Annotated in this window: 21 protein-coding genes; 11 read left to right on the top strand and 10 right to left on the bottom strand. The window is 62.7% G+C overall.

The genetic code is table 11. From position 1 onward, the window contains the following. Window positions 1-129: 129 nt before the first annotated feature. Both ABTW55_RS17620 and ABTW55_RS17615 read left to right on the top strand, forming a co-directional pair. On the top strand, window positions 130-2,118 hold the full coding sequence (locus ABTW55_RS17620) for a ligand-gated channel protein (RefSeq protein WP_060421875.1): 1,989 nt from the start codon (window positions 130-132) through the stop codon (window positions 2,116-2,118). Window positions 2,119-2,173: 55 nt separating this feature from the next. Further along, on the top strand, window positions 2,174-3,127 hold the full coding sequence (locus ABTW55_RS17615) for a siderophore ABC transporter substrate-binding protein (RefSeq protein WP_041035960.1): 954 nt from the start codon (window positions 2,174-2,176) through the stop codon (window positions 3,125-3,127). A 33-nt stretch (window positions 3,128-3,160) separates the two neighbouring features. Here the strand turns inward: ABTW55_RS17615 and ABTW55_RS17610 are convergent, their stop codons facing one another. Both ABTW55_RS17610 and ABTW55_RS17605 read right to left on the bottom strand, forming a co-directional pair. After that, window positions 3,161-3,949, bottom strand: coding sequence for an ABC transporter ATP-binding protein (locus tag ABTW55_RS17610; RefSeq protein ID WP_033647994.1), 789 nt, complete (start codon window positions 3,947-3,949; stop codon window positions 3,161-3,163). Next, complete coding sequence (locus ABTW55_RS17605; protein WP_031300718.1) at window positions 3,946-5,028, bottom strand: iron ABC transporter permease; 1,083 nt, start codon at window positions 5,026-5,028, stop codon at window positions 3,946-3,948. The genes ABTW55_RS17610 and ABTW55_RS17605 overlap by 4 nt, the downstream gene beginning before the upstream one ends. A gap of 362 nt (window positions 5,029-5,390) precedes the next feature. Between ABTW55_RS17605 and ABTW55_RS17600 the strand changes: the two genes are divergently transcribed. Further along, a complete protein-coding gene (locus tag ABTW55_RS17600; RefSeq protein WP_039565091.1) occupies window positions 5,391-6,491 on the top strand; it encodes a diguanylate cyclase domain-containing protein in 1,101 nt (366 codons plus the stop codon). 45 nt (window positions 6,492-6,536) lie between these two features. On the opposite strand, the gene ABTW55_RS17595 is transcribed toward ABTW55_RS17600, so the two are convergent. The 3 genes from ABTW55_RS17595 to ABTW55_RS17585 all read right to left on the bottom strand — a co-directional run bounded on the left by ABTW55_RS17595 (window position 6,537) and on the right by ABTW55_RS17585 (window position 9,404). After that, the gene (locus ABTW55_RS17595) at window positions 6,537-8,015 is read right to left on the bottom strand and encodes an amino acid permease (protein WP_033635259.1); all 1,479 of its coding nucleotides are present in this window, start codon (window positions 8,013-8,015) and stop codon (window positions 6,537-6,539) included. Window positions 8,016-8,233: 218 nt separating this feature from the next. Beyond that, window positions 8,234-9,100 (bottom strand): DNA-binding transcriptional regulator YeiE, encoded by an 867-nt coding sequence (gene yieE, locus ABTW55_RS17590; protein WP_016926991.1) that lies wholly within the window; start codon window positions 9,098-9,100, stop codon window positions 8,234-8,236. A gap of 106 nt (window positions 9,101-9,206) precedes the next feature. Further along, window positions 9,207-9,404 carry a hypothetical protein gene (locus ABTW55_RS17585; RefSeq protein ID WP_033647996.1) on the bottom strand — a complete coding sequence of 66 codons (198 nt, stop codon included), beginning with the start codon at window positions 9,402-9,404 and terminating at the stop codon, window positions 9,207-9,209. A 193-nt stretch (window positions 9,405-9,597) separates the two neighbouring features. On the opposite strand from ABTW55_RS17585, the gene ABTW55_RS17580 reads away from it, so the two are divergent. Next, entirely contained in the window at window positions 9,598-10,671 is a 1,074-nt protein-coding gene (locus ABTW55_RS17580) for a YeiH family putative sulfate export transporter (protein WP_060421878.1), read from the top strand. A gap of 99 nt (window positions 10,672-10,770) precedes the next feature. Next, window positions 10,771-11,610, top strand: a complete 840-nt coding sequence (gene nfo / locus ABTW55_RS17575) for a deoxyribonuclease IV (RefSeq protein WP_033635262.1) — start codon at window positions 10,771-10,773, stop codon at window positions 11,608-11,610. 60 nt (window positions 11,611-11,670) lie between these two features. Here nfo and fruA read toward each other — a convergent pair whose 3' ends face one another. Genes fruA through fruB form a run of 3 tightly spaced genes read right to left on the bottom strand, consistent with a single transcriptional unit; the run spans window position 11,671 to window position 15,439 of the window. After that, window positions 11,671-13,356 (bottom strand): PTS fructose transporter subunit IIBC, encoded by a 1,686-nt coding sequence (fruA, locus tag ABTW55_RS17570; protein ID WP_060421881.1) that lies wholly within the window; start codon window positions 13,354-13,356, stop codon window positions 11,671-11,673. 11 nt (window positions 13,357-13,367) lie between these two features. Next, on the bottom strand, window positions 13,368-14,309 hold the full coding sequence (gene fruK, locus ABTW55_RS17565; protein ID WP_004935702.1) for a 1-phosphofructokinase: 942 nt from the start codon (window positions 14,307-14,309) through the stop codon (window positions 13,368-13,370). Continuing rightward, entirely contained in the window at window positions 14,306-15,439 is a 1,134-nt protein-coding gene (fruB, locus tag ABTW55_RS17560; protein ID WP_033635264.1) for a fused PTS fructose transporter subunit IIA/HPr protein, read from the bottom strand. Before fruB ends, fruK begins: the two co-directional genes overlap by 4 nt. Window positions 15,440-15,686: 247 nt before the next feature. On the opposite strand from fruB, the gene ABTW55_RS17555 reads away from it, so the two are divergent. From ABTW55_RS17555 to ABTW55_RS17540, 4 genes are all read left to right on the top strand, one after another. Next, window positions 15,687-16,109: an NUDIX hydrolase gene (locus ABTW55_RS17555; protein WP_033635266.1), complete on the top strand. Its 423-nt coding sequence runs from the start codon at window positions 15,687-15,689 to the stop codon at window positions 16,107-16,109. A 232-nt stretch (window positions 16,110-16,341) separates the two neighbouring features. Then, window positions 16,342-17,502, top strand: a complete 1,161-nt coding sequence (locus ABTW55_RS17550; protein WP_033648001.1) for a NapC/NirT family cytochrome c — start codon at window positions 16,342-16,344, stop codon at window positions 17,500-17,502. Window positions 17,503-17,514: 12 nt separating this feature from the next. Beyond that, complete coding sequence (gene torA / locus ABTW55_RS17545) at window positions 17,515-19,989, top strand: trimethylamine-N-oxide reductase TorA (protein WP_033648002.1); 2,475 nt, start codon at window positions 17,515-17,517, stop codon at window positions 19,987-19,989. A gap of 165 nt (window positions 19,990-20,154) precedes the next feature. Beyond that, window positions 20,155-21,330 carry a sugar efflux transporter gene (locus ABTW55_RS17540; protein WP_060421883.1) on the top strand — a complete coding sequence of 392 codons (1,176 nt, stop codon included), beginning with the start codon at window positions 20,155-20,157 and terminating at the stop codon, window positions 21,328-21,330. Here ABTW55_RS17540 and ABTW55_RS17535 read toward each other — a convergent pair. Beyond that, the gene (locus ABTW55_RS17535) at window positions 21,327-21,581 is read right to left on the bottom strand and encodes a YkgJ family cysteine cluster protein (protein ID WP_015378527.1); all 255 of its coding nucleotides are present in this window, start codon (window positions 21,579-21,581) and stop codon (window positions 21,327-21,329) included. The two genes, ABTW55_RS17540 and ABTW55_RS17535, sit on opposite strands and share 4 nt — an antisense overlap. Window positions 21,582-21,844: 263 nt before the next feature. Here ABTW55_RS17535 and mtr point away from each other — a divergent pair, with 263 nt between their 5' ends. Beyond that, window positions 21,845-23,089, top strand: a complete 1,245-nt coding sequence (gene mtr, locus ABTW55_RS17530) for a tryptophan permease (RefSeq protein ID WP_033648004.1) — start codon at window positions 21,845-21,847, stop codon at window positions 23,087-23,089. A gap of 126 nt (window positions 23,090-23,215) precedes the next feature. Then, window positions 23,216-23,788, top strand: a complete 573-nt coding sequence (yeiP, locus tag ABTW55_RS17525) for an elongation factor P-like protein YeiP (protein WP_033635271.1) — start codon at window positions 23,216-23,218, stop codon at window positions 23,786-23,788. A gap of 43 nt (window positions 23,789-23,831) precedes the next feature. On the opposite strand, the gene uxuA is transcribed toward yeiP, so the two are convergent. Further along, window positions 23,832-25,022, bottom strand: coding sequence for a mannonate dehydratase (gene uxuA, locus ABTW55_RS17520; protein ID WP_033635272.1), 1,191 nt, complete (start codon window positions 25,020-25,022; stop codon window positions 23,832-23,834). Window positions 25,023-25,219: the final 197 nt, after the last annotated feature.

The raw sequence follows: 25,219 nt of genomic DNA, 5'->3' as shown, positions 1-25,219 counted from the left end.
GAAAAAAATCCTTACAATAGCCTCACGCAACGTTGACGAAGCTAAGCATTTCTCAGCGAAAGACGAACAATTTCATTAGAAATTCAATTGGTTAATTACTTTCACTTCAATCCAGGAAAGGTTTACCTCATGGAAACGCCACGTTACAGCAAGCTCGCCGCTCTGGTGATCGCCTCACTCAGCGCCACCGCCGCGCTGGCCGCGCCGCAGGACGACACTCAGGACACCATGGTCGTCACCGCCTCCGGCTTCCAGCAAAAAATTCAGGACTCCGCCGCTTCCATCTCGGTGATCCCGCGCCAGCAAATTGAAGACAAGGCCTATCGCGACGTGACCGACGCGCTGAAAGACGTGCCGGGCGTGGTCGTCACCGGCGGCGCCAGCAGCAGCGACATCAGCATCCGCGGCATGTCCTCCAAGTACACCCTGATCCTGGTGGACGGCAAGCGCGTCGACACCCGCGGCACCCGTCCGAACAGCGACAACGCCGGCATCGAACAGGGCTGGCTGCCGCCGATGGAAGCCATCGAGCGCATCGAAGTGGTGCGCGGGCCGATGTCTTCGCTGTACGGTTCCGACGCCATGGGCGGCGTGATCAACGTCATCACTCGCAAGACCTCCCGCACCGAGTGGAAAGGCTCGCTGCACGGCGACGCCACCATTCAGGAAAACCGCGATTCCGGCGATCTGTTCCAGACCAACGCCTACGCCTCCGGCCCGCTGGTTGAAGGGCTGCTCGGCCTGCGGGTCAACGGCCTGCTGTCGCGCCGCGCGGAAGATAAAATCGTCAACGGTTACAACGAACAGCGCATGCGCAGCGGCACCGCGGTGTTTACCCTGACACCGGACGAGAAAAACGAATTCGACTTCGAAATCGGCCGTTCGCTGCAAGATCGCAACAGCACACCGGGCAAATCGGTGGTGGCGGAGCGCTGCAGCAAAGGCAAATGCTCGCCGACGTCCCGCAGCGAAAGCCTGTATACGCGCACCAACTACTCGCTGACCCACAACGGCTATTATGACTTCGGCAACTCCACCAGCTACGTGCAGCGCGAAGAAACCGGTAACCCGGGCCGTAACATGAAGGCCTACAACACCATCTTCAACACCCAGAACCAGTTCGAGCTGGGTTCCCATATGCTGAACCTCGGCGGCCAATACCGCTATGAAAAACTGGGCGACGGCGGCAACCAGCTTGAATCGGCTCAAGGTCTCAGCAAGCTGACGCGCTGGAGCTGGGCATTGTTCGCTGAAGACGAATGGGCGCTGACCAACGACTTCAGCCTGACCAGCGGCATCCGCATGGATCAGGATGAAAACTTCGGCAGCCACTGGACCCCGCGCATGTACGGCGTCTGGCACCTGACCGAACAGTGGACGCTGAAAGGCGGCGTCTCCGCCGGTTACAAATCGCCGGATCTGCGCCAATCCTCCCCTAACTGGGGGCAGGTCACCGGCGGCGGCGTGCGTAAAGGCATCATCGTCGGTAACCCGGATTTGCAGCCAGAGAAGAGCCTGAGCGAAGAAATCGGCCTGATGTGGGATAGCCTGAAAGGCGTTAACGCCGGTGTGACGGTCTTCAACACCGACTTTAAAGACAAAATCACCGAAGTGCGCCGCTGCGAAGACACGCCGGATTGCACCATCGGCGGCACGTCCTACGACTTTATCAGCGATCGCGTCAACGTCGACAAAGCCAATATGCGCGGCGTAGAAGCCACCTTCGGCTGGCAGATCAACAAAGACTGGAAGTGGAACACCAACTACACCTACACCGCTTCCGAACAGAAGAGCGGCGAGTTCCAGGGCAAGGCGCTCAACCAGATGCCGAAGCACATGCTGAACACCGTGCTGGACTGGCGCGCCACGCAGGACCTCAGCCTGTGGTCGCGCGTTAACTTCCGCAGCCGCACCTCTGACTACCTGAGCCGCACCTCGATGGCCAAGAGCACGCCGTCCTACACCTTCGTCGATGCGGGCCTGAGCTACCAAGCGGCGAAAAACCTGCAGCTGACCGGCGGGGTCTACAACATCCTCGACAAAACCGTGGATTACGACCACTACAACACCACGCTGGACGGCCGCCGTTACACCGTCGGCATGACCTACAACTTCTGATGCCCCCGGGCGCGCGCTGCGCGCCCTTTTCATTCCATCACCGTGAGGAAGCCCCATGAGATTACGCCGCTCCCCCCTGATGATCGCCCTGCTGGCCGCGATGGCGCTGGCGGGTTGCCACAGCAAAACCGCTACGCCGGTAGCCGCAACCCCGGCCACCGTCAACGTCCAGCACCTGAACGGCAGCACCGAGGTGAAAAAGCACCCGCAGCGCATCGTGGTGCTGGATTACGCCTCGCTGGAAACGCTGCAGCTGCTGGGCGTCGAGCCGCTGGCGCTGCCCGGCAACCGCAAGAACTTGCCGGATAGCCTGAAGCGCTATCAGGACGACAAATACCTCAATGCCGGCACCCTGTTCGAGCCGGATATGGCCGTGCTGCGCGCCGCCAAGCCGGATCTGATCCTGATCGCCGGCCGGGCGTCCAAAGCCTATGATGAGCTGAACGCGCTGGCGCCGACGCTGAACATGTCCGTCGATCCGCAGGATCAGCTGGGCAGCCTGAAACAGCGCACGCTGCAGCTGGGCGAGCTGTTCGATAAGCAGCAGCAGGCGCAGGCGGCGGTCGATAAGCTGGATGCGCAGATCGCGGCGGTCAAACCACAGGCCGCTCAGGCCGGGCGCGGGCTGGTGGTGCTGTTCTCCGGCGGCAAGATCAGCGCCTACGCCCCCAAGAGCCGTTTCAGCTTCGTCTATGACGCCCTCGGCTTCTCGTCTGCGCTGCAGTCCGACGAAAAAGACGTGCGCGGCAACAAGCTGACGCCTGAGCAGGTGGCCAAACTGAATCCGGACTGGCTGTTCGTCATCGACAGAGACGCCGCGACCGGGCGGCCGAACGCGGTGGCGCCGCAGAAGATCCTCACCGGCACCGCGCTGAAGAAAACCACGGCGGTGAAAAAAGGCCAGGTGGTTTACCTGCCGGCGGCCGAGGTGTATCTGTCCGGCGGCATCGTCACCGCCCAGCACGTCGTCGAACGCGTGAGCGAGGCGCTGAACCACGCAGCACGATAAAGAAAGCCCGGCGATGCCGGGCTTTTTCTTGGATTAAATCGTCGGCTGGTTCACCAGACCGTCTATCAGCACCTGCGGCGTGCCCTGCGAACAGCGCTCGATACGCCCGCGCACGCCGTAGACCCGCGCCAGGCTCTGCGGCGTAATCACCTGATCCGGCGCGCCGTCGGCGATCAGATCGCCATCCTGCAGCATCAGCACGTGGTCGCCGTGGCGCAGCGCGATGTTGATGTCGTGCACCACCACCACCGTCACGATGTTGCGCTTGCGGGTTTCGCGGCGCACCAAATCCATCACGTGGAATTGATAGTTGAGATCGAGCGCGCTCAGCGGCTCATCCAGCAGCAGCAGCGAGGGCTGACGGATCAGCGACTGCGCCAACCCCACCAGCTGTTTCTGGCCGCCGGACAGCTGATCGAGATAGCTCAGCGCCAGGTGGGCGATGCCCAATTGCTCCAGCAAAGCCATCACCTCCGCTTCGCTGCCGGCGTTGCTGCGGCCGCCCGAGGCGCGCTGCGCCACGATGATCGACTCCAGCACGTGCAGATGCACCCCGGCGGGCAGCGACTGCGGCAAATACACCACTTTCTCCGCCCGACGGGCGAACGGCATCTGCATCAGATCGCCGTCGTCCAGCCACAGCTTGCCCTGCGCCGGGTTCAGCCCGGCCAGCGAGCGCAGCAGCGTCGATTTGCCGCTGCCGTTCGGCCCCAGCAGCACGGTGATTTGCCCGCGCGGCAGCATCGGCACCGAGAGATCGTCGATCACCTGGCGCTTCGGGTAGCCCGCCGAGAAGTGTTCTATTCGCAGGCCCTGGCTCATACGTTCCCCCGGTGGCGCAGAATAATGCTCAGGAAGAACGGCACCCCGACCAGCGACGTGACGATGCCCACCGGAATGATCACCCCGGGCACCAGATTTTTCGACGCCACCGAGGCCATCGACAGCACCAGCGCGCCAATCAGCGCGCTGGCCGGCAGATAGAAACGGTGATCTTCGCCGAAGATCATGCGGGCGATGTGCGGCGCCACCAGGCCGATAAAGCCGATCGGCCCGACGAACGCCACCGCCAGCGCCGAAAGGATGCTGATGCGCAGCAGCGTGGTCAGCCGCAGACGGCGCACGTCGATGCCGAAGCTCACCGCCCGGTCTTCACCCAGGCGCAGCGCGGTCAGTTTCCACGAGCTCATCATCGACAGCGGCAGCAGCACGGCGAACACGCCGAACAGAATGCCCAGCTTGTCCCACGAGGCGCGCGCCAGGCTGCCCATGGTCCAGAACACCAGCCCCTGCAGCGTGTCCTCGCTGGCGATGAACTGCATCATCGACACCAGCGCGTTGAAGGTAAACACCAGCGCGATGCCGAACAGCACCACGCCGGAGGTGGCGACCCGCGTCCAGCGCGTGATGCCGTCGAGCATCAGCGCGGCGAACAGCGCGAAGATAAAGGCGTTGGCGGAGATGAACCACTGATCGGGAATGCCCGGAATGCCGATGCCGAGCACGATCGCCAGCGCGGCGCCAAAGGCCGCGGCGGAAGACACGCCGAGGGTAAAGGGGCTGGCCAGCGGGTTATTCAGGATGGTCTGCATTTCCGCCCCGGCCAGGCCGAGCGCAAACCCCACCACCACCGCCATCAGCGCGTAAGGCAAGCGGATGTCCCAGACGATCACCCGCGTGCCGGCATCGGCCGCCGCGGGGTCAAGCAGCGTTTGCCATAAAGACGACAGCGACAGCCCGGACGGCCCCATGGTGAAATCCAGCAGCAGCGACCCCAGGATCGCCAGTGCCAACACGCCCATCATCAACAGGCGATGGCGAAGAATATGCTGATAACGCCCCATCACGCCGGCGTTGGGTTGCCCCTTGGCGTCAGTCATGGGATCGGTGGATACGCTCATTCGTTAAGATACCTGTTACAACCATCATGACAGCGGCGCGAAAGCGTCCGCCGTAAACCGGAAAGCGCGCGGCGACAGCCTGCGCGCAGCCGTCAACAATAAAGCAAACGATAATACTTATCAATCATATCAATAGGTGAAAACGGCGTTATCGAAATGTAATAAATTGTTTTTCCACGCCATTCTTCAATCCATCGCGTTTACCCCCGCTGCGGCCAGCAGGTTCATTATTCTGAAAGTTATTCCTGATCCGACCAGACTCTGACAAATAACGAAAAAACCACATAGAATCCAAAATCACAGCACCGAGCGTGCAAAAAACTTCAGGCCGCCGCAAGAGCGGCCTTATTGACGAGGCTGTAATGAGAAGTCCATCTCCGGCGGTAACGCCCAAACGCCCGGCGCTGCTGAACTGGCTGTTGCACAGCCCGCTGCACGCCGATGACGAGCCGTTTAAACGCCAGCTGCGGCTCACGCTGACGCCCTCTCCTCTCACTCCCTGGCTGAATGCCGTGGGGCCGGCGGCGCTGTTGGTGGGGTACGCTTGGCTGAACCAGCGGCTGGTCGGTATCGTTCTGCTGCTGCTGTTACTGCTGCTGACCGCCGGGCGCGCCTGGCTGGCGCAGAGGCGCCAACCCGCCTGGCCGGACGCCATGCTGGTGACGGTGTTGCTGTGGATGCTGCTGGTCGGCGCCAGCGCCGCGCTGGCGATGCTGTCGGGCCGCTTTGTGCTGATCCTGTTCGCCGGTCTGACGATCACCGCTCTGGCCTGCTGGCTGATGCAGCGCCATGCCGCCGCGCCGCGTTTCGCGCTGCTTGAGGTGATCGCGCTGACGCTGCCCTACCTGCTGGCGGCGCCGCTGTCGCGCGTACAAAATCTGTTCGTCCTGGCGGATCTCACGCCGCTGTGGCTGGTGCTGGCCCATGGCATGATCGCGCGCTACCACCGCCAGCGGGTACAGCACGTCACGCTGGCGTGGGAGAAGCAGCAGGCGTCCCACCGCGATCGCCTGACCGGCTTCCTCAACCGCGCGGGCGGCGAGGCGGTGATGCGCAACATCTGCCGCCCTGGTACGACACAGCCAATCTCTCACCTGTTCATTCTTGAATTCGGCCCGCTGGCGGCGCTTTACCAAAGCCACGGCGTGCAGATCGGCGACGACGTGCTGCGCACCGTCGGCGAGCGCCTCAAGACGCTGATCCGCCCCAGCGACTACGTCTGCCGCTACACCGGCGGCCTGTTTTTGATACTGGTGCACGATCTGCCCTACGGCGCGGAAAGCGAGTTCCTGGCGCGCATTGTGCCGCCGCTGGAAGCGCCCTACGATTTTGGCGCGTTCGGCGAGGTGAACATGCAACTCAACGCCGGCATTTTGGCACTGACGCAGGATTATGCGACGGTGGAAGATTTGATGAGTTCGGCGCAGCAGGCACTGGCGGAAGCCAAAGGCGGGAAAAAGTAAAACCACACGCGGCGGGAGCTCCCGCCGCGTGTCACTCACCGAAGATTACTTCACGTCCATCTTCGGGAATTCCATTTCGCTGTACTTCACGACGCGGGTGCCGCGCGACAGCTTGTAACCGAACCAAATCAGCAGGAACAGCGGAATGCCGATGTAGGTGGCGGTCACGCCGTACCAGTCAATCTTGTCTTGCAGGAAGGCCTGGTAGTTCTGGCCCAGGGTAATGATCAGGCACAGCACGAAGGCGAAGATCGGCCCCAGCGGGAAGAACCCGGAACGGTATGGCAAGTCGTTCAGATCGCGCCCCTGCAGCATGTAACCGCGACGGAAACGGTAGTGGCTGATGGCGATGCCCAACCAGGCGATGAAACCGGTCATGCCCGAGGTATTCAGCAGCCACAGGTAAACCGACTGGTTGCCGAACATCGAAGTCAGGAAGCACAGCCCGGCCACCACGCAGGTCGCATACAGCGCGTTGCGCGGCACGCCGCCTTTCGACAGCTTGGCGAAGATGCGCGGCGCCTTGCCTTCCGATGCCAGGGTGTACAGCATGCGGGTAGAGGCGTACATGCCCGAGTTACCGGCGGACAGCACCGCCGTCAGGATCACCGCGTTCATCACCGCCGCCGCCGACAGCAGGCCGGCATGCTGGAACACCAGGGTGAACGGGCTGACGCTGATGTCTTTCACGTCATTGCGCAGCAGGCTCGGATCGGTGTACGGAATGATCAGGCTGATGATCAGAATGGCGAAGATATAGAACAGCAGAATACGCCAGAACACCTGACGCACCGCGCGCGGGATGTTTTTACCCGGGTTCTCCGATTCGCCGGCCGCGATGCCGATGAGCTCGGTGCCCTGGAACGAGAAGCCGACGATCATCGCCACGCCAATCATCGCCGAGAAGCCGCCGGCGAACGGCGCGTCTCCTATCGTCCAGTTCTGCCAGCCGGCGTGCTCGCCGCCTTTCAGAATGCCGACGATCATCAGCACGCCGACGGCGATGAAGATAATCACGGTGCTGACCTTGATCAGCGCGAACCAGTATTCCGCCTCGCCGAACCCTTTCACCGAAATGTAGTTCAGCAGGAACATCAGGCCGAGGAACAGCGCGCTCCAGATCCAGCCGGGGGTGTCCGGGAACCAGTAGCTCATCACCAATTGCGAAGCCACCAGGTCAACGGCGATGGTCACCGCCCAGTTGTACCAGTAGTTCCAGCCCAGCGCGAAGCCGAAGCCTTCTTCCACGTATTTGGCGCCGTAGGTGGAGAATGAACCGGAAACCGGCATAAAGGCCGCCAGTTCGCCCAGGCTGGTCATCAGGAAGTACACCATCAAACCGATCAGAGCGTAAGACAACAGCGCCCCGCCGGGGCCTGCCTGAGAAACCGTGGCGCCCGAGGCGACAAACAGGCCGGTGCCGATGGAGCCGCCGATGGCGATCATGGTCAAATGCCGGGCTTTCAGCTCGCGGCGCAATCCGGGTGCTTGCTGCCCCGATGTTTTTATATCCTGCTGAGCCATTCGTACCCTATCTGCTCTTTGAAAAAATGAGGGCGGATTGTAACAAATACCCGCCGGTGAACTAGCAACATTGCACTGATATAAGATAGCTTCATAATTCAGAGGCAATTATTAGCCGCGGCCCTTATGGCCTTACTTACTCTCATTAATGTGAGCGCGCGCAGGTTTTTATGCTTTCTTCGGCCTGCGCGGTAGCAGAGGGCGTGACGCGCTGTCGATTACAGCGCGCAATAGCTGAGAAAACGCTGCAAGGCGTTGGAAATGTGCTTTTGCCGATGGCGGATCAGGTACAGGGTGCGCCGCAGCGGCGGCAGCGGCACAGGCAGTTCCACCAGCGCACCGCTGGCCAACTGTTCCGCCACCACCCGCCGCGACAGGCAGCTGATGCCGATGCCGTGCCGCACCGCATGCTTGATCGCCTCCGAGTTGCCGAGCTCCATCACCAGTTGGAAATGCGGCAGGTGCGCCAACAGCAGATGATCCAGCACCTCGCGGGTGCCCGAACCGCGCTCGCGCAGGATCCAAGGGGCATTGGCCAGCGCCTCCAGCGTTGGCGGCTGACGGGTCAGCGGGTTGTCCGGCGCGGCGAACACCACCAGCTCGTCCTCCAGCCACGGCTGCGTCACCAGCTCCGGCATATGGCAAGGCCCTTCGATCAACCCCAGATCGACGCGGAAATCCGCCACCGCCACGATCACGTCCTGGCTGTTGCCGACGTTCAGCTCCAGCGGCGTGGCCGGAAAGTCCCGGCGGTAACGGGCGATCATCTCCGGCAGCATGTAGTTGCCGATGGTGCTGCTGGCGGCGATGCGCAGCGCCCCGCCGTCATGGCGAAACAGCTGCTCGATCTCCCCCGCCTGCTCCAGCAGCGCCAGCGCCTTGGGATACAGCAACCGGCCGTGCTCGTTGATCACCAGCCGTTTGCCGACGCGATCGAACAGCTGCACGCCCAGCTGCCCCTCCAGATCCGCCAGCGCCGCGCTGACCGCCGACTGCGACAGCGCCAGCACCACCGAGGCCTGAGTGGTCGAACCGCTTTTCAGCACTTCGGTGAAGACTTCCAGTTGACGCAACGTGATATGCATAGCCGTCCCGGTAATGAAAAAGGGTTCTGCCAGAGAACCGCAAAATGATGTCAACATGCTGTGGGGAGCCCGGCGAGGCTACCCCGTTTGCGGCCAATTCGGCGCGCTACTTGCCCAAGGCGACCAGCTGCGCCGCCGCGGCCAGCGCCGCCTCGCGCGGCGTGCCGGCTTCGTCCCGCTGTATCAATTGCAGCATCGCCACGAGATGGTCGCGGTCGATCGCCTTGTTTTCTTCAATCAACCGCCGCACCGCGCGGCCCACTTCCCGGTCTATCTGCTCTCTGCGTTGATCGTCGGTATCCATCGCCTGCTCCTGTTCAGTTGGAAAGTTGACGGCGGTTCGCCGCTCCTCCTCACCCTAGCCGCAATGCGGCTGTATGCCAATGCCTGACGCCATACCACTTATTCAGATAGGTTATAAATATATAATCAATTTCTCTTTTATTCAGCCCAAACGTACTCTTGGCAGCAAGAAACAGACTGAAGGACTGACTTTTATGGCGACTGATACCACTCATACTTACCCCGAGCGACGCTTTCCGCTGTTCGGCCTGCCGCGGCTGGTGCCGGGGCTGGCGCTGACCGGCGCGCTCACCGCGCTGGCCGTCTGGGCCGGCGACATTCCCTGGGTGGCGGAGCTGGGCCTGGGGGCGCTGACGCTGGCGATCCTGTTCGGCATTCTGGTGGGCAACACGCTGTATCCCCGCTGGCAAACCGTTTGTCACGGCGGCGTACAGCTGGCCAAACAACGCCTGCTGCGTTTGGGCATTATCCTTTACGGCTTTCGCCTGACCTTTCAGCAAATCGCCGACGTGGGCGCCAGCGGCATCATCATCGATGCGCTGACCCTGACCACCACCTTCCTGCTGGCCTGCTGGCTCGGCAAGAAAGTGTTCGGCATCGACAGCCAGACCGCGATGCTGATCGGCGCCGGCAGCAGCATTTGCGGCGCGGCGGCGGTGATGGCCACCGAGCCGGTGCTGAAGGCCGACTCCAGTAAAGTAGCGGTGGCGGTCTCGACCGTGGTGGTGTTCGGCACCCTGGCGATCTTCGCCTACCCATGGCTGTATCAGCTGAACGAACACTTCCAGTGGCTGCCGTTCAGCCAGGAAACCTTCGGCATCTACGCCGGCTCCACCATCCACGAAGTGGCTCAGGTGGTCGCCGCCGGGCACGCCATCGGGCCGGACGCCGAAAATGCGGCGGTGATCGCCAAGATGATCCGCGTGATGATGCTGGCGCCGTTCCTGCTGCTGCTGTCGGGCTACATCAGCCGCGGCAGCGCAGGCAAGGCGGAAAAATCCGCGATTACCATTCCGTGGTTCGCCGTGCTGTTTATCGCCGTCGCCGGGCTGAACTCCTTCAACCTGCTGCCGGCCACGCTGGTGCAGCACCTGATCACCGCCGACACCTGGATGCTGGCGATGGCGATGGCGGCGCTGGGATTGACCACCCACATCAGCGCCGTGCGCCAGGCCGGGATGAAACCGATTCTGTTGGCCACGCTGCTGTTCGTCTGGCTGCTGGTCGGCGGCGGCGCGATAAACCAGCTGGTGCAACACTGGCTCTAATCACTCCCTTCTGCCCCTTCTGCGGCTCACTTCGGCGGGCCGCATTTATTCCGCCCGCCATCAATGCCATAATGTCACCGATAACACAGGAGAATGAAGATGAAGTTTGTCGGTGCACATGTCAGCGCGTCAGGCGGCGTGGATCAGGCGGTTATCCGCGCGCACGAATTGGAGGCGACCGCGTTCGCCCTGTTCACCAAAAATCAGCGTCAATGGAAGGCCGCGCCGCTGGCCGCGGACGTGATCGATAAGTTCAAGAGCGCCTGCGCCCAGTACGGCTTCGGGCCGGGGCAGATCCTGCCGCACGACAGCTACCTGATCAACCTGGGCCACCCGGTGGCCGACGCGTTGGAAAAATCGCGCGAGGCGTTCATCGACGAGCTGCAGCGCTGCGAACAGCTGGGGCTGACGCTGCTGAACTTCCACCCCGGCAGCCACCTGCTGCAAATCGATGAAGACAAGTGCCTGGCGCGCATCGCCGAATCGATCAACATCGCGCTGGATAAAACCGCCGGCGTGACGGCCGTGATCGAAAACACCGCCGGCCAGGGCAGCAACCTAGGCTTCAAATTCGAGCACCTGGCGGCGATCATCGACGGCGTGGAAGACAAAAGCCGCGTCGGCGTTTGCATCGACACCTGCCACGCCTTCGCCGCCGGGTACGATCTGCGCACCGAAGAAGACTGCGAACACACCTTCAAACAGCTCGGCGACATCGTCGGCTTCAACTATCTGCGCGGCATGCACCTGAACGACGCCAAGAGCGAGTTCAACAGCCGCGTCGACCGCCACCATAGCCTGGGGGAAGGCAACATCGGCAAAACGGTGTTCAGCTACATCATGCGCGATCCGCGCTTCGACAATATCCCGCTGATTCTGGAAACGGTAAACCCGGATATCTGGGCGGAAGAGATCGCCTGGCTGAAAGCGCAGCAGTAACGCGGCGCCAAAACGACAAAACCGGAGCCTGGGCTCCGGTTTTTTTATGGCTGGACGCCGTTACGCCACGCTGGCCGCCGGCACTTCAGCACGTTTCAGCAGGGCGTAAGCCACGCCCGCCAGCAGCGTACCGGCGGCGATCGCCACCAGGTACAGCAACACCGGCGAAATCGCGCCCGGGATCAGCAGCACGAACAGCCCGCCGTGCGGTGCCATCAACTTGGCGCCGAACGCCATCGACAGCGCGCCGGTCAGCGCCCCGCCGGCAATGCAGCACGGCAGCACGCGCATCGGGTCGCGGGCGGCGAACGGAATCGCCCCTTCGGTGATGAAGCACAGCCCCAGCACCAGCGCTGCCTTGCCGCCTTCCTGTTCGGATTTCGGGAACTTGCGGCGCGCCAGCAGCGTCGCCAGCCCCATCGCCAGCGGCGGCACCATGCCCGCCGCCATGATCGCCGCCATCGGCGCATACACCGAGGAGCTGAGCAGCGCCACGCCGAAGGCGTAGGCCGCTTTGTTCACCGGGCCGCCCATGTCGGTACACATCATGCCGCCGAGGATCGCCCCCAGCAGCACGGCGTTGGCGGTGCCCAACGATTGCAGCCAATGAGTCAGGCCTTCCATGATTTTCGCCACCGGCGTGCCGACCACGTAAATCATGATAAGACCGGTGATCAGACTGGCCACCAGCGGAATGATCAAGATGGGCTTCAGCGCTTCCATACTCTGCGGCAGGCGCAGCTTGCTGCTGATCGCCTTGGCGACGTAACCCGCCAGGAAACCGGCGATGATGCCGCCGAGGAACCCGGCGCCGGTGCTCACCGCCAGCATGCCGCCGATCAGGCCCGGCGTCAGGCCAGGGCGATCCGCGATGGAGAAGGCGATGAAACCGGCCAATACCGGCACCATCAGCGCAAAGGCGGAGCCGCCGCCGATCTGCATCAGCGCCGCCGCCAACGTGTCTTTGACTTCAAACGCCTTAATGCCGAACACGAACGACAGCGCGATGCACAGGCCACCGGCCACCACCATCGGCAGCATGTAGGACACGCCGGTCAGCAGGTGGCGATACGGGCCGTTGCCCTCTTTCTTTTTACCCGCCGGCGCCGCGCTACCGCGCTGCTGCGGCTGGAACACCTCGGCCTCGGCCAGCGCCTTGTCCAGCTCCTGGGCGGTTTTCTTCAGCGCCAGGCCGGTGGAGGTGCGGTACATCGGCTTACCGGCGAATTTATCCAGGTCCACCTCGATGTCCGCCGCGACGATCACCAGATCCGCCGCCGCCACCTCTTCCGGGGTGATGGCGTTGCCGGCGCCGACGGAGCCGCGCGTTTCCACCTTCACCCACCAGCCGCGTTTCTTCGCTTCGCTTTCAATGGCTTCGGCCGCCATAAAGGTATGCGCCACGCCGGTTGGGCAAGCGGTGATCGCCACGATGCGTTTTTGCCCACCGGCTTTCACCGGCACCGCAGCCTGCGGCGCCTGATAGGTTTCAGCTTCGGCCTTGGCGCGCGCCAGAAAAGCGTCCGGTTCACGCACCGCCTGCTCTACATCGCCCACATACACCAATTTGCCGTTCAGCCCGGCGTCAGCCGGGGCCGACTGCCCCGCCACCGCCACCAGTTCGGCGTCCTGCAGCGACTCGACCAGCGTCAGGCCGGTTTTGGCCGCGGCGGCCTCCAGCATGCGTTTCGCCAGGTGGCCACGGGCCTGCCCCAGCGAACTGTCTACCATCAGCAGCGTTTTCATTCTGCCTCCTGCTATTGATTGAAAGGTTTCAGATCGACGCGCGCCATCATCGCGGCCAACTGGGGACGATCGGTCACGCCGACGTTGCTCTGGCTGACCGCCAGCGCCGCTACCGCCGTGGCCAGACGCAAGGTGTGTTCGCTGGATTCGCGCATCAGCAGGCCGTAAATCAGGCCGCCGACCATCGAATCACCGGCGCCCACGGTGCTGACCACCTCACAGGACGGCGGTTTGGCGATCCAGGCACCGGAGGCGTTAACCCACAGCGCGCCTTCCGCGCCGAGGGAGATCACCACGTGGGCGATGCCCTGCTCGCGCAGCGCATGCGCGGCCTCGACCACGTCCGCCAGCGCCGGCAGCGGGCGGCCGGCCCAGATCTCCAGCTCGCGGCGGTTCGGCTTCACCAGCCACGGCGAGGCCTTCAACCCAGCGACCAGCGCTTCGCGGCTGCTGTCGAAAATGATGCACGGACACTTGGCGCGCAGCTGGGTCATCCAGTCGGTAAAGGCATCGGGATCGACGCCGGCCGGCAGGCTGCCGCTCACCGCCACCATGTCAAACTGGCCCAGCCAGCTCAGCGAGTCGCTGACGAAGCGATCCCAGTCCTGCGGCGTCACTTCAAAACCGGAGAAATTGAAATCGGTGACTTCGCCGTCTTTTTCCGTCAGCTTGACGTTGATGCGGGTGCGGCCCGGCACTACCTGGAAGCGGTTGGCGATCCCCAGATCGCTGAACAGCAGCTGGAAACCGTCCTGATTGTCTTTGCCCAGGAAGCCGCCGACGGTGACGTCGATGCCCAAATCCTTCAACACCTTGGCGACGTTGATGCCCTTACCGGCGGCGTGCAGGCCGGCGGTTTTTACCCGGTTGACTTCCCCGCGTTCGATCTGCGGGCAAAACCCCACCAGATCGTACGCCGGGTTCAGGGTGATCGTTGCTACTCTTCTGCTCATGCTGCGCCCTCGCCCAGTCCTTCATTAATCGCTTCGCCGATCGCCTTCAGCGCGGCTTCAGCATCTTCTCCATTGGCGGTAAAGCGCAGGTGATGCCCTTTTTTCACGCCCAGCGCCACCACCTTCATCAGGCTGCGCCCGTTGGCCGGCTTGCCGCTGCCGTCCAGGTTGGTGACGGTGATGTCACTGTTGAAACTTTTGATCACGTTGACCAGCGCCGTGCCCGGCCGTGCGTGCAGGCCGTGCTCGTTGCGGATCACGAACTCGGCGCTCAGTACGCTGCTCTCCTCGGCCACTTCGCTGGTCAGCAGCGCCAGCACCCCGGCGGCATCCGCCTTCAGCAGGCGTTCAGCTTTGTTGGCCAGCAGCAGGTCGCTGAGGTAGTTGAGCACCGCCAGCGGCTGCGCGTCGGCGACTGACACCGTCAGCAGCAGCGCCACCGGCTCGCCGTCTTCCACGAAAGCCTGCGCCGGGCGGCTGACGGTGGCCGCGCTGGCCAGGTTGCCTTCAACGCTGTCGCTCAGCCAGATGCCCTGCCCCAGGTTCAGCGGCTTGCGGGTAATGGCATCGCTGACGAACTGCGCGTTGACCGCGCCGGCCTTTTGCAGCCGGCCGGCGTTCAGCGCCTGCAGCGTCATCAGGCTGTCGGCCGCGACGTCGAGCGCAATCAGCGAAACGTCGAACTGGAATTCGGCGCTCTGCTGCTCGCCCATCAGCAGGCCGCGCAGCTCTTCCGCGGAGGTGGTTTTCGCCAGCCGCTCCGCCACGCCGTCATCGCTCAGCACGTGAGTAAGCTGGCGCAGCAGCGCCAAATGCTCGTCGGAACGGGCGGCGATGCCGATCGCCACATAGGCGGTCTGGCCTTCGCCCCAGGCGATGCCCTGCGGGAACTGGAACACCTGCACGCCGGTTTTCAGCACCAGATCACGGGTATCGGTGGTGCCGTGCGGAATGGCGATGCCGTTGCCCAGATAGGTGGACGTCTGCAGTTCGCGCTGCAGCATGCCGTCCACGTAACCGGCGCTGACGCAGCCGGCTTCGGTCAGGGCGGCGGCCACCTGGCGGATGGCCTCCTGCTTATCGGCGGCAGCGGCGCCCAGATGAATGTCTTGCGGTGACAACTGGAACATGATTCTCCTCTCCTGCTGAATTGAATCGTTTCAGCTTCATTGAGAAAAAGGAGCGTTACCCGCTCGCCACAAGCGGCCGGATAACGCTGAAACGTTTCAAGGAGTGTGTGAGCAGCGCAAGGCGAAAGCAAGCTTTCTCCCTTTTGCCATTGCAGATTTTTGAGCTTACGCACACTTTCGCCGGCGCATTGGTCAGCGCCGGGGCAAAATGACATACTGTGCTGAAACTTTGCTGACGGAGAAAAGCATGAACGTAGTGACCGGCGTCGGGGTGATCATCGTCAACCCGCAGGGCGAGATTTTGTTGGGCAAGCGCTGCGGTTCCCACGCGCCCTTTTGGTCGATCCCCGGCGGGCATCTGGAGGCCGGTGAAACCTTCGAGCAGTGCGCCCGGCGCGAAATCGCCGAAGAGACCGGGCTGCTCATCGATCCGCCGCGCTTCGTGGGCGTCAGCAACAATCTGCAAACCTGGCGCGCCGAAGGCAAACACACGGTGTCTGTCTGCCTGCAGGTAGATCACCCCGGCGGCAGCGCCGAGTTGAAAGAACCCGAAAAGTGCGCCGAGTGGCGCTGGTGCGCGCCCGACGCCCTGCCGGAACCGCATTTCGAAGCCAGCCGCACCGCCATCCGGCTATGGCTGAGCGGCCAGCCCTATTTGCCCACGGCCTGAGCCATCGCGAACGCATCCTGCGTTCGCTTCCCCTGCCGCTCGACCCCTTCGCTATATACACCAGAATATAACGCTATTTTTTGCGATATATGCCCTTTTTTTGACTACGGATAACCCTATGGGGTTAACCCTCTTCTATATTACCCCTGCAATCGACGTGGCATTCTGACCTCCGGTCGGCGGCCTTTTGGCAAGATTTTATTTTAAATTCATAATTATAAGCGGGTTTACCATGAGCAAAAAACTGACTGGCTTTGAAAAAAAGCGCCGGTGGGGATGGCTATGGCTTTTGCTGCTGGGGATTATCCTCGGCGCGGCGCTGTTGGCCGGGACCGCCACCGTATTCCATAAAACCAGCGATACCGCCTTCTGCGTTTCCTGCCACACTATGCAACAGCCGCTGGCCGAATATCAGGGCAGCGTCCACTTCCAAAACACCAAGGGCATCCGCGCCGAGTGCGCCGACTGCCACGTGCCGCACCAGCCGATCGATTACCTGTGGACCAAAATCCGCGCGGTGAAAGACATTTATGGCGAAATGGTCGGCACCATCGATACGCCGGAAAAATACGAAGCGCACAAGCTGGCGATGGCGCAGTCGGTCTGGAAAACGCTGAAAGAGAACGACTCGGCTACCTGCCGCTCCTGCCACAGCTACGACGCCATGGACATTACCGCCCAGCGCCCCGAGGCGCGCCTGCAGCACCCGGTGGCGATCAAACAGGGCGAGACCTGCATCGATTGCCATAAGGGCGTGGCCCACATCCTGCCGGACATGAGCGGCGAAACCCAGGCCGGCGCCGCCGAGCTGGCGAAGGCCGCGGCGTTGACCGCTCCGGACGCCACCACCCTCTACACCATCGCCACCGAACCGTTCTTCCTCAGCGCGGACGACAGCCATAACGCCGGCAACCTGATGCCTTCCACCGAAGTGCAGGTGGTGAAACAGGATGGCGATAAGGTACTGGCCACCGTGAGCGGCTGGCAGCAGGACGGGGTCAGCGAAGTGTTCTACGCAGCGCAGGGCAAACGCATCCTCAGCGTGCTGCTGGGTGAAGACGCACGCCAACAGCTGAAGACCGCCTCCACCCAGACCGATGCGGAAACCGGCCTGGTCTGGCATCAGGTTTCTCTGCAGGTGTGGCTGCCGCGTAAACAGTTGATTGACGATCAGCAAAAAATCTGGCGCTACGCCGCGGACATGATGTCGGCCAACTGCACCGGCTGCCACGGGCTGACCGCGCTCGATCGCTTCAACGCCAACCAATGGATTGGCGTCATCAAAGGCATGGCGCCGCGCACCTCGCTGACGCAGGAACAGCTGCGCGTGCTGACGCAATACGTACAAAAACACGCCAGCGACATGCCACCTGCCGCACCGGCCAAGCTTTAAGGGAGAAGCGCAATGAGCAACCAACAACCGTTAACCATGAGCCGCCGCCGCTTCCTGACCGGAGCCGCCGCGCTGGCCGCCGCCCCTCTGCTGGCGGGCTTATGGCCCAAAGCGGCGCTGGCGCAGGCCATCAGCGAAGCGCTGCCGCAGTTCATCGCCTTGCGTCAGGCGCAAAAAGGCATTCTGACCGGCGCCCACTGGGGCGCGTTCGAGGCCATCGTGCAAGACGGCAAGATGGTGGGCGTGCAGCCGGTGCAGGACGATCCGTACCCCAATGAGCTGATCGCCATGGCGCCTTATCAGGTGCACGCCGAGAACCGCATCAAATACCCGATGGTGCGTAAAAGCTGGCTGGAGGGCGGCCCCGGCAGCCGCACCGAGCTGCGCGGCCGCGACGAGTGGGTGCGCGTCAGCTGGGACAAAGCGACCGAGCTGGTGTGCAATGAAATCACTCGCCTGCAAAAAGATCACGGGCCGCAGTCGATCTACGCCGGTTCCTACGGCTGGAAAAGCGTCGGCATGCTGCACAACAGCCGCACGCTGCTGCAACGCTTGATGAACCTGACCGGCGGTTTCCTCGGCTACGCCGGCGACTACTCCACCGGCGCGGCGCAGGTGATCATGTCGCACGTGGTCGGTTCGATGGAGGTCTACGAACAGCAGACCGCCTGGCCGAACGTGATCGAGAACAGCGAGCTGGTGATCCTGTGGGGCTGCAACCCGATGGTCACGCTGAAAAACAGCTGGAACGTGCCGGATCACGTCGGCCAGACCGGCTTCGAGGCGCTGAAGAAGAAAGGCACCCGGGTGATCAGCATCGATCCGGTGCACAGCGACAGCGCCAAGTTCGTCAATGCGCAGTGGATCGCCCCGCGCCCTTATACCGACGGCGCCATGCTGATCGGCATCGCCCACACGCTGCTGACCGAGAAGCTGCATAACCCGGACTTCCTGAAAACCTACACCGTCGGCTTCGACAAGTTCCAGGCCTACCTGCTGGGCGAGAGCGACGGCGTAGCGAAAACCGCCGAATGGGCGGCCGACATCAGCGGCGTCGATGCCGACACGCTGCGCCAACTGGCGCGCGAGATGGCGAAACACCGCACCATGATCATGGGCGGCTGGGGCATTCAGCGCCAGCACCACGGCGAACAGCAGCACTGGCTGCTGGTGACGGTGGCGGCGATGCTCGGCCAGATCGGCCTGCCGGGCGGCGGCTTCGGCTTCAGCTACCACTATTCCTCCGGCGGCAGCCCGACCGCCAAAGGCGGCATCATCGCCGGCATCTCCGCCGGCAACGCGCCGAAGAACTCGCCGGCGCCGATCCCGGTGGCACGCATCGCCGAATGCCTGAGCAACCCGGGCAAAACCATCGACTTCAACGGCGCCAAGGTCACCTACCCCGAGGTGAAAATGGTATATGTGGCGGGCGGCAACACCTTCCACCAGCATCAGGACACCAATAACCTGGTCAAAGCCTGGCAGCGGCCGGACACCATCGTGGTCAACGAGCCTTACTGGACCGCCACCGCCAAGCATGCCGACATCGTGCTGCCGGCCACCACCAGCTACGAGCGCAACGATCTGGAAATGGGCGGCGACTATTCGCAGCTCTACGTGTTCCCGATGCACCAATGCGTGCCGCCGCAGCACGAGTCGCGCAGCGACTTCGACATCTTCTCGGCGATGGCGGCCAGGCTGGGCGTGCAGGAAGCCTTTACCGAGGGCAAGGATGAAACCCAGTGGCTGAAAGGCATGTACGACGACATGAAGAACCAGGCGCGCGCCGCCCGGGTGGCGCTGCCGCCGTTCGACATGTTCTGGCAATCCAACAACTACGTGCGCTTCCCGGTGCCGGAGGCCAACAAGCAGTGGGTGCGCTTTGCCGATTATCGCGACAACCCGCTGCTGAACCCGCTGGGCACGCCGTCGGGCAAGATCGAGATCTACTCCGACGCCATCGCCAAAATGCATTACGAGGATTGCCCCGGCATCCCGACCTGGATGCCGCCGCACGAGTGGTATCGCGGGCCGGAAGCGGCCAAGTATCCGCTGTCGCTCAATACCGCGCACCCGACCAACCGGCTGCACTCTCAGCTCGACAACACGCCGCTGCGCGAGAAATACGCGGTAGCGGATCGTGAAGCGATCCTGATCCACCCGCAGGACGCGCAGCCGCGCGGCATCAGCGGCGGCGATCTGGTGCGGGCGTTCAACGATCGCGGCCAGATCCTGGTGGGCGCGGTGGTCAGCGAAGACGTGCGACCGGGCGTGGTGCGCATCAGCGAAGGCGCCTGGTTCGATCCGGCCGATCCGGCGCAGCCCGGCTCGCTGTGCAAGAACGGCAACGTCAACTGCCTGACCTTCGACATCGGCTCTTCCAGCCTGGCGCAGGGCAACTGCGGGCAGATGGCGCAGCTGCAGATCGAGAAGTATCGGGGGCCGGTATTGAAAAATACCGCGCACGCGGTGCCGCAAGGCGCCTGATCCCGCGATAACCCGCGATAAACTGGGGCGCGTAACGCGCCCCTTTTTTCCTCGTCGCCGCGCGACATATCCGCTTACCCTTCGTCGCAAGGGAGCGGTTTGCGTTTCATTTCAACGGGCGTATGATGCGCGCGACCTCCCTTTTTCGACGAATTATCAACCGCCATGCCGACTTCATCCGCAGTAACGCGACGCGCGCCCGATCTCACTTCGCTGGCCTTTTTGGCGGTGGCGTTTCTGACCGGCATCGCCGGCGCGTTGCAAACCCCGACGCTGAGCCTGTTTCTGGAAACCGAGGTCAAGGTACGGCCGGCGCTGGTCGGGTTGTTCTTTACCGGCAGCGCGGTGATCGGCATTCTGGTCAGCCAGTTTCTCGCCGGCCGTTCGGATAAACAAGGCGACCGCAAATCACTGATCTTCCTCTGCTGCATGCTGGGTGCGCTGGGGTTCACGCTGTTCGCCTGGAGCCGCAACTATTACCTGCTGCTGCTCGTCGGCGTGCTGCTCACCAGCTTCGGCTCCACCGCCAATCCGCAGATGTTTGCGCTGGCGCGCGAGCATGCCGATCGCACCGGACGCGAGGCGGTGATGTTCACCTCCATCATGCGCGCCCAGGTTTCCCTTGCCTGGGTCATTGGCCCGCCGATCGCCTTCGCGCTGGCGCTGGGCTTCGGCTTTAAGGTCATGTATCTGGCGGGCGCGGCGGCCTTTGTGCTGTGCGGCCTGCTGGTGTGGAAGCGGCTGCCTTCGATGCCGAAAACCGCGGCGACGAACGCGCCCCTGGCCGCACCGCGGCAGCATCGCCGCGATTCGCTGCTGCTGTTCGTCGCCTGCACCCTGATGTGGACCGCCAACAGCATGTACCTGATCAACATGCCGCTGTATGTGGTGCACGAGCTGCGGCTGCCGGAGCGGCTGGCCGGGATATTGATGGGTGCCGCCGCCGGGCTGGAGATCCCAATCATGCTGCTCGCCGGCATGGTGGCGAAACGCTGCGGCAAGCGTTGTTTGATGCGCGGGGCGGTGGTCGCCGGCGTGCTGTTCTATTGCGGCCTGCTGTTTATCACCGGCAGTTGGCCGCTGATTGCCCTGCAGCTGCTGAATGCGGCGTTTATCGGCGTGCTGGCGGGCATCGGCATGCTCTACTTTCAGGATTTGATGCCCGGTCAGGCCGGCACGGCCACCACGCTGTTCACCAACACCATTCGGGTAGGCTGGGTCATCGCCGGCGCCATCGCCGGTGCGGTGGCGGAAATCTGGAATTACCATGCGGTGTTTTACGCCGCGCTGGCGATGGCGGCAGGCGCGACGCTGTGTCTGTGGACGTTGAGGGAAGCTTAAGGCGCAGTGTCCGCTTCCAGCCTGGCGAGATAAATCAGCGCCTGATCGCGGTGATCGTGGCACATGTCGCGGCTCGGCTGCAGGCTGCCGCACACCTTCGGCCGCAGCGGCGAATGAAACAGGCCACAGCGCAGCCGTTCATCCAGATGAATGCAGCGGGTATTGGCGGGCTTGCCGTTCGGCATGCCGGGGATCGGGCTGGATATTGACGGCGCGATACAGCAGGCGCCGCAGTCGCTGCGACAGTCCATCAGCGCTACTCCTGGTGGGCTGGGGAAAAGAAGCGCGACAATAGCAGCCGCGCGCGGCGGCCGCCAGCAGAATCCCTGCGTCCCGGCGATCTTTACACTCATCGCCCTGCGCCGGCCGGCTGCATCCTATGGCGAAAAAACGCCCAACAAACCTTGATTTAAAGACAAAAACGCGTGAAACGTGCAATTACCACGCTTTACATGCGCCATACGCCCATGTACCATTGAGCTAGTACAAAAGAACCCATCCCCCAGGAGCACGCATGTCTACGGACACCATCCAGAAGCTGGCCCGCCCTTCCGTCCTCGGCGGCGCGATGATCATTGCCGGAACCGCCGTTGGCGCCGGCATGTTTTCCATTCCGATCGTCACTTCCGGTGTCTGGTTCAGCGGCTCCGTCGCGCTGCTGGTGTATACCTGGGCCTGCATGTTGCTTTCCGGCCTGATGATCCTCGAAGCCACGCTGCACTACCCGAGCGGCGCCAGCTTCAATACCATGGTCAAGGATCTGCTGGGCAAAGGCTGGAACGCCGTGAACGGCCTGTCGGTGGCGTTCGTGCTGTACATCCTGACCTACGCCTATATCTCCGCCGGCGGCTCGATCATCGCCCACACGCTGGAGGGCATCGTCGGCGTCGGCCAGACCACCGCCGGCCTGGTGTTCGCGCTGGTCGTGGCGTTTATCGTCTGGCTCTCCACCCGCGCGGTCGACCGCCTGAGCACCATTTTGATCGGCGGTATGGTGATCACCTTCGTGATGTCGGTGGGCGACATGTTCACCCACGTGCAGCCCGCGGTGCTGTTCAACACCGGCGATGACCAGGCCAGCTATCTGCCTTACGCCCTGGCGGCGCTGCCTTACCTGCTGACCTCGTTCGGCTACCACGGCAACATTCCCGGGCTGGTGAAGTATTACCATAAGGACAGCGGCTCCGTGGTGCGCAGCCTGGTGTACGGCACCCTGCTGGCATTGGCGATCTACATCCTTTGGCAGTACGTGATCCAGGGCAATATCGCGCGCGACGCCTTTAAGCAAGTGATCGCCGAGGGCGGCAACATCGGCAGCCTGCTCAAGCAAATGGGCAACGTCTCCAGCAGCCAAACCGTTAGCCAACTGCTGAACGCCTTCTCCTATATGGCGCTGGCCAGCTCGTTCCTCGGCGTGTCGCTAGGCCTGTTCGACTACCTGGCAGACTTCTGCAAGTTCAAGGACGACGCCGTCGGACGCAGCAAGACCGCGCTGGTGACCTTTGTGCCGCCGACCCTGGCCGCGCTGCTGTTCCCGAACGGTTTCCTGTACGCCATCGGTTTCGCCGGGCTGGCGGCCACCGTCTGGGCGGTGATCGTGCCGGCGCTGATGGCGCGCGCCAGCCGCCGCCGCCACCCGCAGGCCGGTTACCGTGCACCGGGCGGCAACGGCGTGATCCTGTTCGTTATCCTGTTCGGCCTGATCAACGCCGCCGCGCATATTCTTTCGCTGTTCGGCCTGCTGCCGGTCTTCCGCTAATCCCCGACGGGAGGGCGAGCGCCCTCCCTTTCCCGCACTGTTTTTACGCCGGGCTATTGCCTGAAATCGGCGGCGCGAGTACCTTGTCGCAACTTCTCTAATACTCTTCATTGCGGATGAATTGAAATGGCAAGAGCTAACGAAATTAAACGCGGCATGGCGATCAGCTACAACGGCAAGCTGCTGCTGGTAAAAGATATCGACGTGCAGAGCCCGAGCGCCCGCGGCGCCAGCACCCTGTACAAAATGCGCTTCTCCGACGTGCGCACCGGCCTGAAAGTGGAAGAACGCTTCAAGGGCGACGATATCCTGGACACCATTTCCCTGTCGCGCCGCAAGGTGAACTTCTCCTATATCGACGGCGAAGAATACGTGTTCATGGATGACGAAGACTACACCCCGTACATCTTCAAGAAAGACCAGATCGAAGACGAGCTGCTGTTCATTCCGGAAGGCGGCCTGCCGGGCATGCAGGTGCTGACGCTGGAAGGCCAGGTTCTGGCGCTGGAGCTGCCGCAGACCGTGGATATGGAAATCGTCGAGACCGCGCCAGGCATCAAAGGCGCTTCCGCCAGCGCCCGCAACAAACCGGCCACCATGGCGACCGGCCTGGTGATCCACGTGCCGGAATACCTCAGCGCCGGCGACAAAATTCGCATTCATATCGCCGAACGCCGCTACATGAGCCGCGCCGACTAGTCGACGCCAGCGGGGCCGAGTCTCGGCCCCGTTTCATTTTCCGCTACGGCAACTCCGGGAAAAAACGCCGCTTGAGCGCCAGCTCGACGCCGCGCAGCTCCGCCAGCCCTTTCAACCGCCCGATGGCCGAATAGCCCGGATTGGTTTTCTTTTTCAAGTCGTCCAGCATCTGATGCCCATGATCGGGGCGCATCGGGATCGGCCGCCGATCGCCCGCCCGCTGCCGACGCAACTCTTCGGTCAGGATCGCTTCGATCACCGCCACCATGTCCACATCGCCCTGCAGGTGCGCCCCTTCGTGGAAGCTTTTCGGGTTCTCCTCGCGGCAGGTGGCGCGCAGGTGGGTAAAGTGAATGCGATCGCCAAAGGTTTCAATCATCCGCACCAGATCGTTGTCGGCGCGCACGCCGTAGGAACCGGTGCATAGGGTGAAGCCGTTATAGATGCTGTCGACGGTCTGCTTCAGCCATTGCATGTCTTCAATCGTGGAGACGATGCGCGGCAGGCCGAGGATCGGCCGCGGCGGATCGTCGGGGTGCACCGCCAGCCGGATGCCGACCTCTTCCGCCACCGGCACGATGGCGCGCAGAAAGACCGCCATGTTCTCGCGCAGCCGCGCCTTGTCGATGCCGTCGTACTCCGCCAACCGGCGGCGGAACTGTTCCAGCGTGTAGCCCTCTTCCGCCCCCGGCAGCCCGGCGATGATGTTGCCGGTCAGCCGGTTTTTTTCCTCCTCGCTCATGGCGGCGAAATAGGCCGCCGCCTGACTGCGCTCTTGCGGCGTATAATCGGCCTCGGCGCCGGCGCGCTGCAGGATATGCAGCTCGAACGCGGCGAAGGCGATCTGATCGAAGCGCAGCGCTTTGGAACCGTCCGGCAGCGGATAGGCCAGATCGGTGCGCGTCCAGTCGAGGATCGGCATGAAGTTGTAGCAGACGGTGTCGATGCCGCAGGCCGCCAGGTTACGCAGCGACTGTTGATAATTGGCGATGTACCGCCGCCAGTCGCCGCTGTGGGTTTTGATCTCCTCATGCACCGGCACGCTCTCCACCACCGACCACACCAGCCCCTTTTCCGCCAACAGCGCCTGTCGCGCGCGGATCTCATCGATCGGCCAGACGTCGCCGTTCGCGATATGATGCAGCGCCGTCACCACCCCGGTCGCCCCGGCCTGACGCACGTCGTCCAAAGAGACCGGATCGTTCGGGCCATACCAACGCCATGTTTGTTCCATGTTTTGTCCTTATGCCTGTCTCGCACCGCGATGTTGTTATACCAGTTTAATTTAGATGTCAGCTACCTTTAACTTACTCTTTCGCCCTGCGCTGTCAAAACCGAACCCCTCATTGGTTGATCCACTTCACGATTCTGGCTTATTTTGGACTGACCAATTCCTTTAGCTGGCCGACATCCCTACACTGGTCGCAGTTT

The sequence above is a fragment of the Serratia sp. SM04 genome, assembly GCF_040280225.1.
Taxonomy (GTDB): Bacteria; Pseudomonadota; Gammaproteobacteria; order Enterobacterales; family Enterobacteriaceae; genus Serratia; species Serratia sarumanii.
The sequence above is the reverse complement of the archived record's forward strand: the minus strand, read 5'-3'. Positions and strand labels throughout refer to the sequence as shown.

Coding starts and splice junctions, on each gene's coding strand:
- ABTW55_RS17620 (WP_060421875.1), top strand. CDS start 130: ATGGAAACGCCACGTTACAGCAAGCTCGCCGCTCTGGTGATCGCCTCA.
- ABTW55_RS17615 (WP_041035960.1), top strand. CDS start 2,174: ATGAGATTACGCCGCTCCCCCCTGATGATCGCCCTGCTGGCCGCGATG.
- ABTW55_RS17610 (WP_033647994.1), bottom strand. CDS start 3,949: ATGAGCCAGGGCCTGCGAATAGAACACTTCTCGGCGGGCTACCCGAAG.
- ABTW55_RS17605 (WP_031300718.1), bottom strand. CDS start 5,028: ATGAGCGTATCCACCGATCCCATGACTGACGCCAAGGGGCAACCCAAC.
- ABTW55_RS17600 (WP_039565091.1), top strand. CDS start 5,391: ATGAGAAGTCCATCTCCGGCGGTAACGCCCAAACGCCCGGCGCTGCTG.
- ABTW55_RS17595 (WP_033635259.1), bottom strand. CDS start 8,015: ATGGCTCAGCAGGATATAAAAACATCGGGGCAGCAAGCACCCGGATTG.
- yieE (WP_016926991.1), bottom strand. CDS start 9,100: ATGCATATCACGTTGCGTCAACTGGAAGTCTTCACCGAAGTGCTGAAA.
- ABTW55_RS17585 (WP_033647996.1), bottom strand. CDS start 9,404: ATGGATACCGACGATCAACGCAGAGAGCAGATAGACCGGGAAGTGGGC.
- ABTW55_RS17580 (WP_060421878.1), top strand. CDS start 9,598: ATGGCGACTGATACCACTCATACTTACCCCGAGCGACGCTTTCCGCTG.
- nfo (WP_033635262.1), top strand. CDS start 10,771: ATGAAGTTTGTCGGTGCACATGTCAGCGCGTCAGGCGGCGTGGATCAG.
- fruA (WP_060421881.1), bottom strand. CDS start 13,356: ATGAAAACGCTGCTGATGGTAGACAGTTCGCTGGGGCAGGCCCGTGGC.
- fruK (WP_004935702.1), bottom strand. CDS start 14,309: ATGAGCAGAAGAGTAGCAACGATCACCCTGAACCCGGCGTACGATCTG.
- fruB (WP_033635264.1), bottom strand. CDS start 15,439: ATGTTCCAGTTGTCACCGCAAGACATTCATCTGGGCGCCGCTGCCGCC.
- ABTW55_RS17555 (WP_033635266.1), top strand. CDS start 15,687: ATGAACGTAGTGACCGGCGTCGGGGTGATCATCGTCAACCCGCAGGGC.
- ABTW55_RS17550 (WP_033648001.1), top strand. CDS start 16,342: ATGAGCAAAAAACTGACTGGCTTTGAAAAAAAGCGCCGGTGGGGATGG.
- torA (WP_033648002.1), top strand. CDS start 17,515: ATGAGCAACCAACAACCGTTAACCATGAGCCGCCGCCGCTTCCTGACC.
- ABTW55_RS17540 (WP_060421883.1), top strand. CDS start 20,155: ATGCCGACTTCATCCGCAGTAACGCGACGCGCGCCCGATCTCACTTCG.
- ABTW55_RS17535 (WP_015378527.1), bottom strand. CDS start 21,581: ATGGACTGTCGCAGCGACTGCGGCGCCTGCTGTATCGCGCCGTCAATA.
- mtr (WP_033648004.1), top strand. CDS start 21,845: ATGTCTACGGACACCATCCAGAAGCTGGCCCGCCCTTCCGTCCTCGGC.
- yeiP (WP_033635271.1), top strand. CDS start 23,216: ATGGCAAGAGCTAACGAAATTAAACGCGGCATGGCGATCAGCTACAAC.
- uxuA (WP_033635272.1), bottom strand. CDS start 25,022: ATGGAACAAACATGGCGTTGGTATGGCCCGAACGATCCGGTCTCTTTG.